The following is an 18325-nucleotide window of genomic DNA, read 5'->3' as shown; positions in this document are numbered from 1 at the left end:
GTATTAAGTTTGCAACAACACTGTGTCTATTTCGAAAAGGAAACAACAAAGCAAGCCAAATTGCTTGCTCAAACCACAGGGGCAAATAATGAATAACAGTTTTGATACCCAAAAACAGCTTACGATTAATGGTGAGCAATATCATATTCACTCTTTACAAGGTTTAGGCGACAAAGCAAAACGTCTGCCATTCTCTCTAAAAATCTTACTTGAAAACCTGTTGCGCAATGAAGATGGCGTTAATATTAAAAAGCAAGATATCGATGCTTTACTAAACTGGGACCCTCAAGCGAAACCATCAGCAGAAGTAGCGTTTACGCCTGCTCGCGTTGTAATGCAAGATTTTACCGGCGTACCCGCCATTGTCGATTTAGCCGCGATGCGTGATGCCATGGAAAAACTTGGCGGCGATCCTGCAAAAATTAATCCGCTGTCACCTGCTGAGCTTGTTATTGACCACTCAGTGCAAGTTGACGGCTACGGTGAAGATGGCTCATTCGACTTAAATGCGAAACTTGAATATGAGCGTAACAAAGAGCGTTACGAATTTTTACGCTGGGGGCAAACTGCCTTCGATAACTTGAAAGTCGTGCCACCAGCAACCGGCATCGTACACCAAGTTAACTTAGAATATTTAGCCCGCGTGGTATTTAACGATAGTAAAAATGGTAAATCACTCGCCTACCCAGATACCCTAGTCGGAACCGATTCGCACACTACCATGATAAATGGTCTTGGGGTATTAGGCTGGGGTGTGGGTGGTATTGAAGCCGAAGCCGCAATGCTTGGTCAACCAATCAGCTTACTTATTCCACAGGTCGTTGGCTTTAAGCTCAATGGTCGCCTGCCAGAAGGCACAACTGCAACAGACTTGGTACTAACCGTAACAGAAATGCTGCGTAACCATGGCGTAGTGGGTAAATTTGTTGAGTTTTATGGTGATGGTCTTGCTGATTTACCGCTTGCAGACCGTGCAACTATCGCAAACATGGCGCCTGAGTATGGTGCAACCTGCGGTATTTTCCCAATTGATGATGAAACCATTAACTACCTACGTTTAACAAACCGCGATGACAAGCAACTTAAACTCATCGAGGACTATGCTAAGCACCAAGGCTTATGGCGTAACCCTGGCGATGAAGCTCACTACACAGATACGCTTGAATTATCACTTGATGATGTCGTGCCAAGCCTTGCCGGACCTAAACGTCCGCAAGATAGAATTGCCCTTGATAAAGCAGGTAGCATTATTGGTGAGCACTTAAAAGGCTTTCAAGAAGAACGTATGCAACATCGCGATAAAAGCGATGTTCAAGAGGCGCGCATTGAAGATGAAGGCCCAACCACCAACCCTGATGAGCCAGTAAACGAAGCACAGTTTATGGGCGCAGCTAAGGTTAACTTTAAAAGCGAAGAGTTTGAGCTTAATGATGGCGCTTGTGTCATTGCTGCAATTACAAGTTGTACAAACACGTCAAACCCAAGTGTTATTTTAGCTGCTGGCCTAGTGGCTAAAAAAGCCAAACAATTAGGATTAAAGGTTAAGCCATGGGTTAAAACCTCACTTGCTCCAGGCTCACAAGTGGTGACTGATTACTTGAAAAAAGCCGACTTAATGGATGACTTAGATGCCTTAGGCTTTAACCTTGTCGGTTATGGTTGTACAACCTGTATCGGTAACTCAGGCCCACTAGCTGATGAAATCACCGATGCAATTCAAAAGCATAAACTGGTTGTAAGCTCTATCTTATCGGGTAACCGTAACTTTGAAGGGCGTATTCACCAAGATGTGAAAATGAACTTCTTAGCGTCACCACCCCTTGTGGTTGCATACGCAATTGCGGGTCGTACAGATATCGACGTTTACAATGAGCCGCTTGCGCAAGACCCTAATGGTAATGACATTTATCTAAAAAATATCTGGCCAAGTGTTAGTGAAGTAAACGAGCTCGTCCGCGAAACTGTAACCAAAGAAATGTTCGCATCAAGTTATGGCAATGTGTATCAAGGTGATGATCGTTGGCAGAAAATTCAAATTCCTGATGGCAAACTTTATGATTGGGATGATGCGTCAACCTACATCAAAAAAGCACCTTTCTTTGATGGCATGGAGATTGAGCCTCCTGGTATTCCGAGCATTAGTGGTGCGCGCTGTTTAGCAAAATTAGGTGACTCAGTTACCACTGACCACATCTCGCCAGCAGGTGCGATTAAAGCGGATGCCCCAGCAGGTCTTTACTTGCAAGAACACGGCGTGCAAAAAGCACAATTTAACTCGTATGGTTCGCGTCGTGGTAACCACGAAGTAATGATGCGCGGTACCTTTGCGAATGTGCGTTTACGTAATCTATTAGCACCGGGGACCGAAGGTGGTGTGACCCGCATGCAACCAAGCGATGAGCTCGCCAGTATTTATGATGCAGCGATGCAATACCAGCAAGATGGCACGCCTCTGATTATTTTAGCGGGCGCCGAATATGGCACAGGCTCATCACGCGACTGGGCTGCTAAAGGTTCACTTTTACTTGGTGTTAAAGCCGTTATTGCACAAAGCTATGAGCGTATTCACCGTTCAAACCTGATTGGTATGGGTGTTTTACCCCTACAATTTAAAGAAGGTGAAAGCTATGAGTCACTGGGTCTAACCGGCCAAGAGTCATTCGACTTTGAAGGCTTATACGACAAAACCAATGAAGTCAGTGTGATTGCCACTAGCAGTGAAGGCAAACAAATTAGCTTTAGTGTTGATGTGCGTATAGATACCCCTAAAGAGTGGGATTACTACAAACATGGCGGTATTTTACAGTATGTATTGCGTAATATGCTGGCTGAGCAGTAATTGCTTTTAAGTTAACTAAGGGGCTGAATTTTCAGCCCCTTTTTTTGTTTAAAACACCAGTAATACCAATCCGCAATAATACTTAATCATTTTGAGGGATTAAACCTGTCGCTACCTGCGTTAAAAATTTCTGATTTAGAACAAACTAAATAACGAAATTTTTGCCTTGTTATCAACGAGGTTTTATTGCCTCAAAATAGACCACTTAATTAAGCGAATTGGTATAAATTGCAGTTTAGACCAACACACTTATTTACAAAAAATGAAAAGCACATAAAAATCAGCATGTTAAAATTGGACCATAGTTTGCAAATGCTAACCAGATAACAATCACAATAATTTTGGAATCCATATGACTATTGCATCATTCAAACGCGCAATTTGCGCAACGGCCATTTCATCAAGTTTATTATTAACGGGCTGTGTTATTCATGTCTCTCCGGGTCAAATCGCAGAACAAAAACAACAAGACTTAAGCATTTCTGCTGCCAATATAAACGAGCTAAAAATCGATGCCGAAGCCGGTTCACTGATCATCAAAGGCGACAATAACGCCACGGCTATCACAGTGAATGCTAATATCTATGCGGCTAAAGGCGATGAGACTTATACACTAACCCTCGAAAAGCACGGCGACACCGCAGAGCTTATCAGTAAGCTCAATAATGGTAGCTTATCGTTTTACAGTGGCTCATCACCTCATATTGATTTAATCGTCTCTGTGCCTAGTACCCTTAACTTGGATATCGATGATGACTCAGGTGATATCGTGATACGTGCAATGCAAAACGATATCAGCATTGATGATGACTCAGGATCAATTGTGATCGAAGGTGGTCGCACTATTAATATTGATGATGACTCGGGGGATATTCGCATTAGCAATGTCAGCGGCAATATCAGCATTGATGACGATTCTGGCTCAATTATGATAGACCAAGGGCAAGGGCGTATTGATATTGAAGATGACTCTGGTGATATCCGCATCGAAAACAGCCAAGGCCCTGCACGTATTATTGATGAATCAGGTAGTATCAGCATTAAAACATTGGCTGGTGCGCTTACTATCGAAGATGGCTCTGGTGATATAGATGTAAGACAAATCAAAGGGCTGGTTACCATTACCGATGGCTCTGGCAGCATTTATGTGGATGACACACTCGGCCTGACAATTATCGAAGCGGGTTCAGGTGATTTAAGTATCGATAACATCAACGGCCCAGTAAAGTTGGACAAATAACCGACAATTGCTTGATTTAGAACAATCCTATTAATGACAACAGCACCTACACTTTAATTAAGGCTAAAGTGAGGTGCTTGTATGACCGAACAAACTATCATTCGAATCTTAAAAACCTTTATTATTTTAGGTATTTGCCTAATTATATTGGGGCATTCTTTATTAGCTGGTAATTACTTAAGTGATAGTATGGGTATACATGGCATTATGATCAGCGCAGCGTGTATTGCCGTTGGTGTGCTATTCTCTTTGCCTACCAAAATTTATCTCACTATTTTACTGATGAAAATGGAAAGTGACCTCAAAGCACAGAACAAACAGAGCTAATTTCCACCTTGCTCTTTAAGCTGCTGTTCAAGTTGCTTGTTACGTTGCTCCATAAGCTGTTTTACTTGCTCAGCGTCTTGCATCATCTTTTGTACATTTTTAGGGTCGTATACGCCAAGCGTTGAAGATGTTTCGTCAGTTTTAACGGTTGCTGGTTGCTCTTCATCAGCTTGAAATGTCTCTGCGGGTAACACTGTTATGTCGTTAGGATCTAAACTTACCGCAGTACTTACGTAATTAGGGTGAGGGGTATCAGCATAGTGCCACTGACCATGTTCATCTTGCCATTTATACACGACGACAGATGAATTTGCGTCTTTGCTCAAGCTCAACTTCTCAGTGAGCTTTTTTGCTTGGCTGGTAAGTGTATCGGCACTTTGCGAAGCAAAATCACTCACATCGCCACTTACTTTGTCTGAGTAACGCTCGAACATGCTCAGCTCTAGGTAAGGTTTACCGTCTGGCTTTTTAATGTAAAACAGTAGCGCAACACTGGTTAGTAGCAGCATAACGGCAAGGTAACAAAAACGCTTAATCATTCGATTTACCGATTATTGGTAGTTACTCTCAATCTTAGCAAATTCACCGGATGATTTAAGATTTTTCATAAATTCGTTAAATTGCTCGCTCATGCGCTTCCCTTTTTCATTGTAAGTAAACTGTAATTGCATCGGAGCCTTACCAACACTGTAATCACTCACCGTGAATTTTTTAAAAGCATTATTTTTTGAGGCATACCACTGTAGTGTGTTTTTTGCGATCACAGCAACACGTTGATTTTGCTGCATGTCGACTAAAGCCTTCAGCATATCTAGTTCTGAATAAAAGTCCTCACGGTGCAATTTTCCAGATGCAAACAACGCTTCAAATTGCGGATAGGTGTAGCCAAAGCGGGCCATCAACACATAACCACCTAGCTCATCAATAGCTGGAATATGACAACCACTCGGCATCACTAAAATATCTTCTACAACAGCGATACTATCACTCCAATAGTATTGCTTATTTCCGCGATACCATTGCTCAGACTCTAAGCGTACATCAACCTTGCCTTCATCAAGTAAATGCTGTGAACGCACCTCAGGTACCAGCATGTATTGAATATCATGATTATATTTCTCAGCAAAACGAATTAATAACTCATCAACAAGCCCTTTATGACTACTGTCAGCAAAATGATATGGCGGGTAATCCGTGTCATAAAGCGCAACCCTCAAAGTTTCTGCTCGCACTAAAGGCACAATTAAAAACAACAATAAAAAAACAACAGCACGACTCATAATTTTCTCTCATAAAATTGAGCCAGGGATTGTATATAAATAGCACAAAAAAAGCGCAACCTAGGTTGCGCTTTACGAAAATTCTGATAGGAATTTAGGATTAGATACCATCACCATCGATATGTAAGCCACATTCACGGTTTAAACCAAAGAAACGTGTCTCTTCTTCTGTCATGCCCGGTTCAAGTTTACGGGTTGTATGAACATCGCCCATCGACACATAACCTTGCTCCCAAAGTGGGTGATAAGGTAAATCATGTTTAGTTAGATACTGATAGATGTCACGGTTGTTCCACTCAATAAGCGGATACACTTTCACAGTCCCTCGGCTGATTTCAACAATTTGCTTATCAGCTCGGCTAGATGACTGATCGCGACGCAAGCCACTAAACCAAGTACCTGCACCCAGCTCGTTTAAGGCACGAGTCATTGGCTCAACTTTATTCAGTTGATTGTACTGCTTAATGCCTTCTTCACCTTGCTCCCAAAGCTTACCAAACTTCGCTTCTTGCCACGCAGGGCTAAGCTCAGCTTTATAAACTTTTAGATTAAGCGAAAGTCGCTCCGTCATTTGCTCGATGAACTGATAGGTTTCAGGGAACAAATAACCAGTGTCAGTCAGTACCACAGGAATATCTGGCTGCTGCGATGTTACTAAGTGCAACATCACCGCCGCTTGAATACCAAAGCTCGACGACAAAAAGTGTGTGCTTGGTAAGTTTTCAAGTGCCCATGCAACACGCTCTTCTGCGCTTTTATCAGCCAGAAGACCATTTATATCAGCCAACATGGCTGTTTGGTCTTCTTTGCTCATCGTTAAGATGTTTTTAAATTCACTCATGGTTAATTCCAAACCTTAAAGCGGTATCGCTTATAAAATTATGCGTGAAAATCGGTTACTGAAACTTTAACTTCAGCAACAATGCCTTTGCGAATTACAAAATCACCAAAACACTCGCCTTCATTACGCTCACTTGCCCATTGGCCAATTAGCTTATCGAATGCGTCTAGGTATACGTCTTCGCCAACATTTTCTAAATACAGTTTTGGAATACGCGTGCCTTCACGGTTACCACCTAAGTACACGTTGTATTTTCCTGGACCTTTACCAACCAGACCCGCTTCTGCCAACATTGCGCGGCCACAGCCATTCGGACAACCCACAACACGCATAATGATGTTGTCATCGCTGATGCCGTGCTTAGCTAATAACGCTTCAGTTTTCTCAATTAAGCTTGGTAAATAACGCTCAGCTTCAGCCATCGCTAACGGACACGTTGGTAATGCCACACACGCCATTGAGTTTTTACGCTGCTCTGTATGGCTGTCATCAATCAGGCCATGGTTGCGAGCGATCTCTTCGATTACCGCTTTTTGATCAGCCGGAACACCTGCGATGATCAAGTTTTGGTTTGCAGTCATGCGGAAATCACCTTGGTGAATTTCAGCAATTTTACGGCAGCCTGTTTTTAGCGGTTGATTTGGGTAATCTAAAATACGGCCACTTTGAATAAACAGCGTTAAGTGGTGCTTGCCATCAATACCTTCAACCCAACCGATACGGTCACCACGGTGAGTGAACTCATACGGGCGGCTCTGTTCAAATTTAACACCAGCACGTTTTTCAACTTCTGCTTTAAATACATCAGAACCTACACGGTCAAGTGTGTACTTAGTTTTCGCATTTTTACGATTAGAGCGGTTACCCCAGTCACGCTGTACAGATACCACGTGCTCAGCAATTTTCAACGTGTGCTCAAGTGGAATAAAACCAAAGTCATCTGCTTTACGAGGATACGTTGCGGTATCACCGTGAGTCATCGCAAGACCACCACCCACTAACACGTTAAAGCCAACTAACTTGCCGTTTTCTGCAATTGCTACAAAGTTTAAGTCGTTCGCATGCACATCCACTTCATTGTTCGGTGGAATTGTTACTGTGGTTTTAAACTTACGTGGTAAGTAAGTTGAACCTAAAATTGGCTCTTCTGTGGTTTCACTCTTTTCGCCATTTAACCAAATTTCAGCGTATGCTTTAGTTTTTGGTAATAGGTGCTCAGAGATCTTCGCAGCCCACTCGTAAGCTTCTTGGTGCAGCTCAGATTCAACAGGGTTCGTTGTACATAATACGTTTCGGTTTACGTCGCCCGCCGTTGCAATTGAATCAATGCCCACGCTATTAAGCATTTGGTGCATGCCTTTAATATTTGGCTTAAGCACACCATGGAACTGGAAAGTTTGACGCGTGGTTAAACGAATACTGCCATAACTGGTTTTCTCTTCAGCAAACTTATCAATTGCTAACCATTGCTCTGGCTTGATGATACCGCCAGGCATACGAGCACGTAACATTACGTTATGTAACGGCTCTAATTTTTGTTTAGCGCGCTCAGGGCGAATATCACGGTCATCTTGCTGGTACATGCCGTGGAAACGGATCAGTTGGAAGTTATCAGCAGTGAAACCACCTGTGATCTCGTCTTTTAAATCTTGCTCAATTGTGCCACGTAAAAAGTTACTTTCTCTTTTCAAACGCTCGTTATCAGAAAGCTTTACGTTTTTGTCTTGTTCGCTCATGGTATTTCCTAAATTTGTTACAGTGACGGCTGTTAGCTTTAAACGTGATTAATACACGTCTTTCTGATAGCGATTTGCGCTACGTAAATCTTTTAAATATTGCTCAGCTTGTTCATCATCTTTGCCGCTATTTTCTTTGATAATGTCGACAAGCGCCTGATGAACATCTTTCGCCATACGGTTTGCATCACCACAGATATAGAAATGAGCACCCGCTTCTAACCAAGCAAATACTTCTTGGCTGTTTTTGCGAAGTTTGTCTTGAACATATACTTTTTCCGCTTGGTCACGGCTAAACGCCACATCCACTTTTGTCAGTAAACCTGACTTCAAGTAACCTTGAATTTCTACTTGATATAAAAAGTCTTGAGTAAAGTGTGGGTTACCAAAGAATAACCAGTTTTTACCACTTGCTTCACGAGCATCACGCTCTTGTAAAAACGCGCGGAATGGTGCAATACCCGTACCCGGACCTACCATGATAATTGGCGTTTCATCATTAGCCGGTAAACGGAAGTTATCGTTATGCTCGCTAAATACTTTTACTTTGCAGCCTTCTTCAGCACGACGTGCTAAATAGCCAGAACAACCACCTAAATGCTCGCTACCGAATGCATCAAACTCAACCAGACCCACAGTTAAGTGAACTTCTTCTTCAACTTCTGCTTGGCTAGATGCGATCGAATATAAACGTGCTTGTAGTTTACGTAAGCAGTCTACTAAGGTTTGTGCTTCAAGCTGAGCTGGGTTTTGACGAATAATATCGAAGATTTGGCGAGGTTCGATGTACTCACGCATTGCCGCTTTATCTTCAACTAACTTTAATAAATCAGGGCTGCCAGTTGCTGTTGCGTATTTTTCAACAAAACCTGGATACGACTGAGTTAATTCTAATTTTTCGATTAATGCATCACGAATAGTTAGCTCTTCGTCGCCAAGTTTAACCGTGCTAGATGCATCGACTTGTGTAAGGGTAAGTACTTCATCAACAAGCGCTTCGTCATTTAAGAAGTAAACGCCTAGCGAATCACCAGGTGTATAGGTAATGTCTGAACCTTCTAATGAGATTTCAACATGACGCACATCTTTAGTTGAGTCACGACCGGTAATTTTTTGCACAACACTTAGTTCTGCAGCAAATGGGTTTTGCTTGGTGTATTGGCTTGCTGCTGGTGCCGCTGCACCAAATGGCATAGCCACAACTTGACCACCGCTTGCTTGTTGCTGCGCTTTAAGATCAGGCTCAAACGCATCAAGTGCACCATCAATCCACTTAGCTGCTTCATCATCGTAATCTACATCTAGGTCAGCACGCTGGAAAATAGTTTCTGCGCCAAGCTTGTTAAAACGCTCTTCAAAATCTTTTGCTGTTTGGCAGAAGAACTCGTAGCTTGAATCACCTAAGCCAATCACAGCCACTTTAACACCATCTAGTTTAGGTGCTTTTTTAGTTGTTAAGAATTCATGAAGGCTTTCAGCGTCTTCTGGTGGCTCACCCTCACCGTAGGTTGAAACAACAACCGTGATAAACTTTTCTTTTTTCAGGGCTGTTGGTTTGTAGTCAGCCATGTTTACTAGCTTAACAGTTAGACCGCGCGACTCTGCCTGCTCTTTTAACTTGCTCGCCACGCCTTTTGCGTTACCCGTTTGCGAGCCGTATAAAATAGTTAGCGGCGGTGCATCACCTGCAGCTGGAGTGGCAGCAACACCACCGGTTAATGCACCTGCGTTGGCATTCGCAGCTAAGTAACCACTTACCCACGCTTGCTGAATTGGATTAAGTTCAGCCACTAAGCCTTGCAGCTTCTGTACTTGCTCTTGCGATAGCGGGCTCGCCGCTGCATTTAGTTGACTTAACAACATGAATTTATTCCTCGTAACCCTGAAAAGTTAACTGCGAAACGAACTTGCTACTGTCATTTCGCGAACAATTTTTTCGACTTTAAAGACTCAATAGAAATGCTTTAAAGGTTTATCTGAGCGTGAAGAATAACGAGGTCTGAGGCGATTAAAAAAGAATAGAATCTGCTTTGATATTCCATTTAGTTATTAATTTAGTGTTTATCCAAAAAAAACATGTTAAAAGCAAAAATTCCCAAATAAGAAACCTTTATTAATTAACATTATTGCAACATAAGCCAATTAGCCTATACTCGCTGTGTTCATTTTGAGAACAGCAAAAACTATTAAAATATAAAAAGGAAAATACAATGTCACACGGGACATGTAAAAAATATATGCTAGCCAGTAGCTTACTTTGTTTAGCAAGTTCAGCATTGGCAAATGTTAGTAACGCCGACTTCGAAAGCTGGTCAGCAAATACCCCTGCAAGCTGGAGCACTATTGATAGCGGTATTAGTCTTAGCGCTAATACTAATGTGGTTTACTCAGGTAATTACTCAGCACAAGTCGTGGTTAATACTGGCACCCAAAGTAATACCGATTTACAACAATTAGTAGAGGTAGTGGCGGGTGAAAGTTATGAGTTTTCTGCTTGGGTTTACCATACAGAAGGTGGCGTAAAAGCTCGCTTAGTAGTTGATGGCTATCAAGGTTATTCTAACTCAGCATTAACCAATCAATGGCAACAAATCAGTTATCAGTACACAGCCTCTGCGACCACATCAATTAATGTTGGCCTGCGCTTTTACGATGTAACTGGTTTTGATGGCAGCGAAGTCGTTTATGTAGATAACTTTGCACCAAACACAGACTCAACTCCACCACCTACGGGCAGCTGCGCCGATAACCAAGTGTCTTTAACCCTCACTACCGATAATTATGGGGAAGAAACCAGTTGGCAAATCACCAATAGCCAAGGTAGTGCAGTAGCATCAGGCGGCAGCTATGCAGCAAATACTCAATACAGTGAGCAAGCATGCTTAACTGATGGTGACTATACCTTTACTATTTTTGATAGCTATGGTGATGGCATATGCTGCTCTTACGGTAACGGTAGCTATAGCCTTTCGTTCGGTCAAACAGTACTTGCCAGTGGTGCAAGCTTCCAAAGCTCAGAAGCTACGCCGTTTAGTTTGGGTGATAGCTCAGGCGGCAGTGACGGGGGTGGTACAACCCCAACAGAGCCAACGGGATACTATGTTACAACGCAAGGCCTTAGTGGTTATGCACTGAAAACAGAGCTATACAACATAATTAAAGGTCACAACTCGCAGGGCTATTCCGCGATTTGGAGTTTTTATGATGTTGCTTCACGCGATAAGTATTTTGAAAACGACAACTCTATTTTAGACCGTTATTCAGAAAACCCTGCAGGCCAAGACAGCTACAACTATGTTGCTGTGAGCGACCAATGTGGTACATACAACAGCGAAGCAGATTGCTACAACCGTGAGCATTCTTTCCCGAAAAGTTGGTTTGGTGGAACAGTTGAGCCAATGAATTCAGACGTACATCACATTTTTGCCACTGATGGTTATGTCAATTCAAAACGCAGTAATTACCCATTTGGTGAAGTAGCTAGTGCAAGCTATACCTCTAGTAACGGCAGTAAATTAGGCAGCGCTGCTAGCACATTAAATTACTCAGGAACGGTTTTTGAACCTATCGATGAGTTTAAAGGTGACTTTGCAAGAGCGTATTTCTATATGGCAACACGCTATGAAAACGTGATTGGCTCATGGCAAAACAACACAACTTACAGTAACGCTGTACTGAATGGTTCATCTAATCAGGTTTTTGAGAGCTGGGTCGTTGCTATGTTATTAAAGTGGCATAACGAGGATCCCGTTAGCCAATTAGAGCTTGACCGTAACCAAGCCGCTTATGAACATCAAGGTAACCGCAACCCATTTGTGGATCACCCAGAATTTGTAGAAATGATTTGGTAACTTCGTTAAGTCAAGGCACTTAGTTTCGGCTAAGTGCCTTTTTATACGATAAAACATGACTTAAGCCTCATTAGGGTTTAACTGCTCAACAAGACGAATGTCATGTAACAAATGGTTATGCCTTACCGACAAAGTATTTTCTGCTGTTGGCTGTATTTTATAACCGAGTTGCTGTAAAACCAGTGTAAATAGGGCGGCATGTTGGTAATGCGTAGACTGCCCATTTAATTCAAACTCTTTGATTACATTATGAGCATAACTAGAACTATTTTGTAATGACTGCCAAATACGTGTTTGTACTTGAGAAATCTGCATCACTGATGTGTGGTAGCAATTGATTTGTAGGCTTAATAAATAGTTTTCAAGTGAGCTCATAGCGATATCCATTACAAAAAACGCTACTTTAAAAGCTCAAGTTAAGTTGAGGTAAAGTGTTTTGTTATTACTTTTTACTCCACTTATTCATTATATCTTTAAATAGTTTTGCTTCTTTATCTTCACAGGGTCTGGGCGATCCACTTGGCACTCCAGATTTACCAAACACCGAATTAAAATCTATGCCGTAACACATGCCATTTAGCACCTCGATACGCTTGCTGCCATCGCCGTTTTGCCAAACGACAGTTGCTTTATCAGAGACGGTTAATTGTGCGGGCACTGTAACCCTGCCTGCGGGGCTATTACTAATCGTCGCTTCACCCTGCCCAAACAAAGACTCATTAGCAGAACCATTTTCAAAATTAAGCTGTGGGATTGGTGCATAAGGGTTGAGCTTTTTAAAAGGCTCTTCGGCTATTTTTGAATTCTCAGCTGTCTGAATAGGCTTTACAACCTCAGAGGTAGCTTTTTTGGGTTCGTCTATTGTGGGATTAACTGTATTAGAATCACTTATCTGCCCAGAGCTACTCTGCGAAGTTTCTTCGTTTTTTGGCAAAGAATTAACCTCATCAGGCATTCCTTCTGTTTGCTCAGGTGAAGGTTTTTCTTGGATTTTCTGCAAACTAGGTAACGAAGTTAAATCAACACTCACATACGCGTTGATTACTTTTGGCGGTTCAGCGACTGCGGGTAGTTTTAAAGACTTTCCATATCGAGTAAATAACAGCAACAAAACAGCATGTAACGAAATTGAGATGATCCATGCTTTGTAATTCCCTTTTAACACCCTAGCGCCTCGTTTTATTTTTAAGAGTGCTAAATGAGTGAATTAGTTCATAGGAAAGTTGCGAGTTGCGAGTTAGCGAGTTTGCGAGTTGCGAGTTGCGAGTTAGCGAGTTTGCGAGTTGCGAGTTAGCGAGTTTGCGAGTTTGCGAGTTGCGAGTTGCGAGTTGCGAGTTGCGAGTTGCGAGTTAGCAAGAGTAAAGTTTAAAGAGTCTAGGTCAAACCTAATTGTAAGAATGCTTCTAATTCGGCACTAAAGTGCCTCTCCTACGGGATTTCATGGCTTGAGTAGGCACCGCACAAAACAACTCCACCAATCTAATCTGACGTCTGAAAGCTGACAGCTGATAGCTTTTCTACAGACATTAAAAAAGGCCGCCTAGGCGACCTTTTTATAAGCTGTGAAGCTCTATCTGTTGATATTACTCAACGATAGTTGCAACAACACCAGCACCAACTGTACGGCCACCTTCACGGATAGCGAAGCGTAAACCTTCGTCCATCGCGATTGGGCAGATTAGTTCTACAGTCATCTTGATGTTATCACCAGGCATTACCATTTCAACGCCGTCTGGTAACTGTACGTCACCTGTTACGTCAGTTGTACGGAAGTAGAACTGTGGACGGTAACCTTTGAAGAATGGAGTGTGACGACCACCTTCATCTTTAGAAAGTACGTATACTTCTGAAGTGAACTTCGTGTGTGGAGTGATTGAACCAGGCTTAGCTAGTACTTGACCACGTTCAACGTCTTCACGCTTAGTACCACGTAGAAGTGCACCGATGTTCTCACCCGCACGACCTTCGTCTAGAAGCTTACGGAACATCTCAACACCTGTACAAGTTGTCTTCGTAGTTTCTTTGATACCTACGATTTCAACTTCGTCATTCACGTTGATGATACCAGCTTCAACACGGCCAGTTACAACAGTACCACGACCTTGGATTGAGAATACGTCTTCGATAGGCATGATGAATGGCTTATCGATGTCACGCTCTGGCTCTGGGATGTAAGAATCTAGTGCTTCTGCAAGCTCAACGATTTTATCTTCCCACTCTTTCTCGCCTTCTAACGCTTTAAGCGCTGAACCTTGGATTAGTGGTAAGTCATCACCTGGGAAGTCGTACTCAGAAAGAAGTTCACGAACTTCCATCTCAACTAGCTCAAGTAGCTCTTCGTCGTCAACCATGTCACATTTGTTCATGAATACGATGATGTAAGGTACACCAACCTGACGAGAAAGTAGGATGTGCTCACGAGTTTGTGGCATAGGACCGTCAGTCGCAGCAACTACTAGGATTGCGCCGTCCATTTGAGCAGCACCAGTGATCATGTTTTTAACATAATCGGCGTGTCCTGGACAGTCTACGTGTGCGTAGTGACGAGTTGGAGTATCGTACTCAACGTGTGAAGTTGAGATTGTGATACCACGCTCACGCTCTTCTGGAGCGTTATCGATTGATGCGAAGTCTTTAGCTACACCACCGTATACTTTTGCAAGTACGTTAGTGATTGCTGCTGTTAGAGTTGTTTTACCGTGGTCAACGTGGCCGATTGTACCAACGTTTACGTGCGGTTTTACGCGTTCAAACTTTTCTTTTGCCATGACGGAACCTATCAGTTTTGTGTATCTAGATTACATATGAAAATAATCCACCGAGGGTAGATTAATTTAATTTTTTCAAATTTCAAATAGTTTTTTCTGACAGATAAAGGAAGAAATTAAGATGAGTTCTCGATACTGGTGCTGATAGGCAGATTTGAACTGCCGACCTCACCCTTACCAAGGGTGCGCTCTACCAACTGAGCTATATCAGCAACACCAGAAGTCTGGAGCGGGCAGCGGGAATCGAACCCGCATCATCAGCTTGGAAGGCTGAGGTAATAGCCATTATACGATGCCCGCATAGGAACCTGTTCTTAAACTACCTCTAACCGTCAAGAATAAAGTGGTGGAGGGAGCTGGATTCGAACCAGCGAAGGCTGAGCCGTCAGATTTACAGTCTGATCCCTTTGGCCGCTCGGGAACCCCTCCACGAAAATTCTTTACTAAGTCACTTCCGGTAAAAGGAAAGTGGTGCCGACTATCCGAGTTGAACGGATGACCTACTGATTACAAGTCAGTTGCTCTACCAACTGAGCTAAGTCGGCACTGCTTTAGTACGGGGCGAGATTCTAAGGTAAGGTTTATTGTGATGCAACCATAAAATTAAAAAAAATGTGAATTTATGTGTTAAACGCTCACTATTCAGGCAAAAACCCGTATTTTTACTGCTTTATAGCTAATTCACGCCAGTAATTCAGTCCTTTAAACACGAGCAAGCTGTCAAACTTAGCATCTATATATGTATCTGCTAACAATTTGCCATAACCACCAGCAAATAATAACTGACAACTCTGTTGGTTAAGATGTTGTTTTGCTTGCTCGATTGCACCAAGAGTAGCAACCATAGCGCCATTTTTTAGGCCATTTGGCGTATTACGCCCTAACTCAGTCGTAAATGGGGTTTGCTCATCATCAAACACGCGTTGCGTATTTTGGGTAAGTGATGAGGTCATTAAATCAAGGCCTGGTAAGATCCAGCCTCCTAGATGCGCGCCTTCTTTATTAAGCACATCAATTGTCGTTGCTGTACCGGCATCGATAATAATGCAGTTTTGCTCGGGATATTCTACATACGCAGCGATCACCGCGAGCCAGCGATCAATTCCTAGGTTTTGAAACTGCTGATAGGCACAGGTTAACGTAGCGAGTTTTGCTGTGACCTCTGCTTCAAAGTAAGGAACAGCATGTTGCTGCGCCTGTGCTAATAACGGTTTAAGTAGCGCTGTACTACCTACGCAGGCATAGACCAGCTCTGTTATTTGTGACCAAGGTAAATTGCTGAGTTCACAGCTTTGGTAATCCTTGCCATCAAACAAAACGGCTTTAATTGCGGTATTGCCAACATCCACTAATAGTTTCATAGCTCAGCCTTACGTAATGAAATTTCACCACCATAATAACTTTTCACTTCGCCGTCTTGGCGAATACGCACGCCACCTTGGTTATCAATTCCTTCGCAAATACCACGCCAGCTACGATGCCCCGTGTTTAGCTCAACACACTCACCTGCAAATGCATTTAATTGATTCCACTGTAGATACATATCGTTTAAACCCGATTGCTGATACTGAGCTAAACGTTTTTCTAAATAAAAGCATAAATAGGCCACCAGCTTGTTTTTATCTAACCCCTGCACATGCTGACTTAAGTCAGTCCATGCTTGATCTATGTGTTGGCTAACACTTTCTGGCATATGTAAATTGATACCTATACCTATTACAAGCTGACAAGGACCTTGTGGTTGGCCGTCAAGTTCAACTAATACGCCCGCTAATTTTTCACGGTTCAAGTAGATATCATTTGGCCACTTAAGCTCTACATCTAATTGATATAAGGCTTTAAGCGTATCGTAAACAGCAAGCCCAACAGCAATAGAGACCCCCATAGCAGCTTGCAAACCATCATCCAAACGCCAAAAGTAACTAAAGTATAAGTTTGCGCCAAATGGAGATTGCCAAACGCGCCCACGGCGCCCTCTTCCCGCTTGCTGCATTTCTGCAACTAATACGCTTCCAGATGGCAGAGATACTTCTGTTTGCAAACGGCGCATTAACTCACTGTTGGTTGAGTCAATAATAGGCTGCACTTCAACATTAGCGGTGCTGCCACCTAACTCATTATAATGCAGACCGATCTTTTCTTTGTTCATTAAGCCTGCACTATTATTTAGGCAATACCCTTTACCCGTAACCTTAAATATATCGAGCCCCATCTCCTGCAAAGAGTGAATATGTTTACCCACTGCTGCACGGCTAATACCGAGCTGCTCGCCCAATTGCTGACCAGAAATAAAACCACCGGTATTTAGAGCTTGTAAAATAGCGAGCTTATTTCCATCTGGCGCTTTCATGATGAAGCTCCCGATTCAATATGACACTCATTATCGGCATTGATCAGGCGTACTTCGTGCTGTAAAGCAATCTGATATTTATGCCAAACCTGTTGTTGTACATGCTTTACCATGGCAATTAAGTCATCACCTGTACTATTACCGTGGTTTACTAGCACTAAAGCTTGCTGCTGATGCACTTCAATACCGGCGACCTTAAAGCCTTTTAACCCTGCTTGCTCAATCAACCACCCCGCCGCAACTTTATGATGCTCAGCATCCACAAAGTAATGAGGTAGCTCTGGGTAGCTTTTTAAAAGTAACGCAAGTTGCTCATTCCTGATCACTGGGTTTTTGAAAAAACTGCCTGCATTTGCAAGTTCACTGGGGTTTGGTAGTTTGCTGTTTCTTGTTGTGATGATTTGCTCAAATACCTGCTGTGGAGAGGGTTCTGAAAGCTCTTGCAATGGTCCATAACTCAGTACTGGCTGCCATTTCTTAGGTAACAGCAACCCTACTTGGGTGATCACCGCTTGATTTTTCAGTGCATGCTTGAAGATAGAGTCACGATAGCCAAATTGGCATTCGCCTTTAGTTAAGCGCTTTATGGTTTTGGTGGCAATATCAAAGTATTCGACATAACTCACAAACTTTTCAAGCTCTACACCGTAAGCACCTATATTTTGCACTGGTGCAGCACCAACAGTCCCAGGTATTAAAGCAAGGTTTTCAAGCCCAGGCATATCATTAGCAATAGTCATAGCAACTAATTGGTGCCAGTTTTCTCCGGCTGCAATGTGCAATAAAAAGCCATCGCTTTGCTGCTCTATATCTATGCCCTTCGTATTCATGTGGATCACAGAACCTTGGTAGTCAGATAAAAACACCGTATTACTGCCTTCACCTAAAATACAAAATGGCCCAGAAAAGTCTGTGCTTAAAAGCTGATTCATTTCATCAATTTGATAAAAATGCTGGCATTGGCTTGGCAAAGAAAAGGTATGAAAAGATTGCAGGGACTGGGCCACAAAACGCCTCAAAGGTTACCGGTAACTAATCGCATTAGTGTAACCTATCGTCGCAAAATACGCATTAGATTGTAAAAATCACTCAA

The 18325-nt window shown here is 42.6% G+C and carries 15 protein-coding genes and 4 tRNA genes; 4 read left to right on the top strand and 15 right to left on the bottom strand.

Annotated elements, in window-relative coordinates; genetic code table 11:
• Nucleotides 1–88: 88 nt before the first annotated feature.
• The 3 genes from acnA to J8Z28_RS01030 all read left to right on the top strand — a co-directional run bounded on the left by acnA (nt 89) and on the right by J8Z28_RS01030 (nt 4406).
• Nucleotides 89–2839: an aconitate hydratase AcnA gene (gene acnA, locus J8Z28_RS01040; protein ID WP_250659712.1), complete on the top strand. Its 2751-nt coding sequence runs from the start codon at nt 89–91 to the stop codon at nt 2837–2839.
• A 352-nt stretch (nt 2840–3191) separates the two neighbouring features.
• Nucleotides 3192–4079 (top strand): DUF4097 family beta strand repeat-containing protein, encoded by an 888-nt coding sequence (locus tag J8Z28_RS01035; protein WP_130167795.1) that lies wholly within the window; start codon nt 3192–3194, stop codon nt 4077–4079.
• An 81-nt stretch (nt 4080–4160) separates the two neighbouring features.
• Nucleotides 4161–4406, top strand: coding sequence for a hypothetical protein (locus J8Z28_RS01030; protein ID WP_130167794.1), 246 nt, complete (start codon nt 4161–4163; stop codon nt 4404–4406).
• On the opposite strand, the gene J8Z28_RS01025 is transcribed toward J8Z28_RS01030, so the two are convergent.
• The 5 genes from J8Z28_RS01025 to J8Z28_RS01005 all read right to left on the bottom strand — a co-directional run bounded on the left by J8Z28_RS01025 (nt 4403) and on the right by J8Z28_RS01005 (nt 10126).
• Nucleotides 4403–4945 carry a DUF4124 domain-containing protein gene (locus J8Z28_RS01025; RefSeq protein ID WP_062566678.1) on the bottom strand — a complete coding sequence of 181 codons (543 nt, stop codon included), beginning with the start codon at nt 4943–4945 and terminating at the stop codon, nt 4403–4405. The two genes, J8Z28_RS01030 and J8Z28_RS01025, sit on opposite strands and share 4 nt — an antisense overlap.
• A gap of 12 nt (nt 4946–4957) precedes the next feature.
• On the bottom strand, nt 4958–5686 hold the full coding sequence (locus tag J8Z28_RS01020) for a substrate-binding periplasmic protein (RefSeq protein ID WP_062566679.1): 729 nt from the start codon (nt 5684–5686) through the stop codon (nt 4958–4960).
• Nucleotides 5687–5786: 100 nt separating this feature from the next.
• A complete protein-coding gene (locus tag J8Z28_RS01015) occupies nt 5787–6527 on the bottom strand; it encodes a phosphoadenylyl-sulfate reductase (protein WP_062566680.1) in 741 nt (246 codons plus the stop codon).
• A 38-nt stretch (nt 6528–6565) separates the two neighbouring features.
• The gene (gene cysI / locus J8Z28_RS01010; RefSeq protein ID WP_250659711.1) at nt 6566–8263 is read right to left on the bottom strand and encodes an assimilatory sulfite reductase (NADPH) hemoprotein subunit; all 1698 of its coding nucleotides are present in this window, start codon (nt 8261–8263) and stop codon (nt 6566–6568) included.
• A gap of 48 nt (nt 8264–8311) precedes the next feature.
• A complete protein-coding gene (locus tag J8Z28_RS01005; RefSeq protein ID WP_175083531.1) occupies nt 8312–10126 on the bottom strand; it encodes an assimilatory sulfite reductase (NADPH) flavoprotein subunit in 1815 nt (604 codons plus the stop codon).
• 347 nt (nt 10127–10473) lie between these two features.
• Here J8Z28_RS01005 and J8Z28_RS01000 point away from each other — a divergent pair, with 347 nt between their 5' ends.
• Nucleotides 10474–12114 carry an endonuclease gene (locus J8Z28_RS01000; RefSeq protein ID WP_130167791.1) on the top strand — a complete coding sequence of 547 codons (1641 nt, stop codon included), beginning with the start codon at nt 10474–10476 and terminating at the stop codon, nt 12112–12114.
• 60 nt (nt 12115–12174) lie between these two features.
• Here the strand turns inward: J8Z28_RS01000 and J8Z28_RS00995 are convergent, their stop codons facing one another.
• The 10 genes from J8Z28_RS00995 to murB form a co-directional block, all read right to left on the bottom strand.
• Nucleotides 12175–12489, bottom strand: coding sequence for a hypothetical protein (locus J8Z28_RS00995; protein ID WP_130167790.1), 315 nt, complete (start codon nt 12487–12489; stop codon nt 12175–12177).
• 67 nt (nt 12490–12556) lie between these two features.
• Nucleotides 12557–13279, bottom strand: a complete 723-nt coding sequence (locus tag J8Z28_RS00990; RefSeq protein WP_250659710.1) for a hypothetical protein — start codon at nt 13277–13279, stop codon at nt 12557–12559.
• 418 nt (nt 13280–13697) lie between these two features.
• Nucleotides 13698–14882: an elongation factor Tu gene (tuf, locus tag J8Z28_RS00985; protein ID WP_054564107.1), complete on the bottom strand. Its 1185-nt coding sequence runs from the start codon at nt 14880–14882 to the stop codon at nt 13698–13700.
• A 136-nt stretch (nt 14883–15018) separates the two neighbouring features.
• Nucleotides 15019–15094: transfer RNA gene (locus tag J8Z28_RS00980), tRNA-Thr, on the bottom strand.
• Nucleotides 15095–15107: 13 nt separating this feature from the next.
• Nucleotides 15108–15182, bottom strand: a tRNA-Gly gene (locus J8Z28_RS00975).
• Between the two features lie 44 nt (nt 15183–15226).
• Nucleotides 15227–15311, bottom strand: a tRNA-Tyr gene (locus J8Z28_RS00970).
• A 40-nt stretch (nt 15312–15351) separates the two neighbouring features.
• Nucleotides 15352–15427: transfer RNA gene (locus tag J8Z28_RS00965), tRNA-Thr, on the bottom strand.
• Between the two features lie 117 nt (nt 15428–15544).
• Nucleotides 15545–16243 carry a type III pantothenate kinase gene (locus tag J8Z28_RS00960; RefSeq protein ID WP_062564702.1) on the bottom strand — a complete coding sequence of 233 codons (699 nt, stop codon included), beginning with the start codon at nt 16241–16243 and terminating at the stop codon, nt 15545–15547.
• Nucleotides 16240–17232 carry a bifunctional biotin--[acetyl-CoA-carboxylase] ligase/biotin operon repressor BirA gene (birA, locus tag J8Z28_RS00955; RefSeq protein WP_062564701.1) on the bottom strand — a complete coding sequence of 331 codons (993 nt, stop codon included), beginning with the start codon at nt 17230–17232 and terminating at the stop codon, nt 16240–16242. Before birA ends, J8Z28_RS00960 begins: the two co-directional genes overlap by 4 nt.
• Nucleotides 17229–18239, bottom strand: a complete 1011-nt coding sequence (gene murB, locus J8Z28_RS00950; protein ID WP_062564700.1) for a UDP-N-acetylmuramate dehydrogenase — start codon at nt 18237–18239, stop codon at nt 17229–17231. Before murB ends, birA begins: the two co-directional genes overlap by 4 nt.
• Nucleotides 18240–18325: the final 86 nt, after the last annotated feature.

The organism is Pseudoalteromonas sp. SCSIO 43088 (assembly GCF_023650795.1).
In the GTDB taxonomy this organism is placed as follows: Bacteria; Pseudomonadota; Gammaproteobacteria; order Enterobacterales; family Alteromonadaceae; genus Pseudoalteromonas; species Pseudoalteromonas shioyasakiensis.
The sequence above is the reverse complement of the archived record's forward strand: the minus strand, read 5'-3'. Positions and strand labels throughout refer to the sequence as shown.

Excerpts from the sequence above, each read along its gene's own strand:
- J8Z28_RS01030 (WP_130167794.1), top strand. The coding sequence starts at position 4,161 with ATGACCGAACAAACTATCATTCGAATCTTAAAAACCTTTATTATTTTA.
- J8Z28_RS00995 (WP_130167790.1), bottom strand. The coding sequence starts at position 12,489 with ATGAGCTCACTTGAAAACTATTTATTAAGCCTACAAATCAATTGCTAC.
- acnA (WP_250659712.1), top strand. The coding sequence starts at position 89 with ATGAATAACAGTTTTGATACCCAAAAACAGCTTACGATTAATGGTGAG.
- J8Z28_RS01000 (WP_130167791.1), top strand. The coding sequence starts at position 10,474 with ATGTCACACGGGACATGTAAAAAATATATGCTAGCCAGTAGCTTACTT.
- tuf (WP_054564107.1), bottom strand. The coding sequence starts at position 14,882 with ATGGCAAAAGAAAAGTTTGAACGCGTAAAACCGCACGTAAACGTTGGT.
- J8Z28_RS01015 (WP_062566680.1), bottom strand. The coding sequence starts at position 6,527 with ATGAGTGAATTTAAAAACATCTTAACGATGAGCAAAGAAGACCAAACA.
- J8Z28_RS01025 (WP_062566678.1), bottom strand. The coding sequence starts at position 4,945 with ATGATTAAGCGTTTTTGTTACCTTGCCGTTATGCTGCTACTAACCAGT.
- J8Z28_RS01035 (WP_130167795.1), top strand. The coding sequence starts at position 3,192 with ATGACTATTGCATCATTCAAACGCGCAATTTGCGCAACGGCCATTTCA.
- J8Z28_RS01005 (WP_175083531.1), bottom strand. The coding sequence starts at position 10,126 with ATGTTGTTAAGTCAACTAAATGCAGCGGCGAGCCCGCTATCGCAAGAG.
- J8Z28_RS00960 (WP_062564702.1), bottom strand. The coding sequence starts at position 16,243 with ATGAAACTATTAGTGGATGTTGGCAATACCGCAATTAAAGCCGTTTTG.
- birA (WP_062564701.1), bottom strand. The coding sequence starts at position 17,232 with ATGAAAGCGCCAGATGGAAATAAGCTCGCTATTTTACAAGCTCTAAAT.
- cysI (WP_250659711.1), bottom strand. The coding sequence starts at position 8,263 with ATGAGCGAACAAGACAAAAACGTAAAGCTTTCTGATAACGAGCGTTTG.
- J8Z28_RS01020 (WP_062566679.1), bottom strand. The coding sequence starts at position 5,686 with ATGAGTCGTGCTGTTGTTTTTTTATTGTTGTTTTTAATTGTGCCTTTA.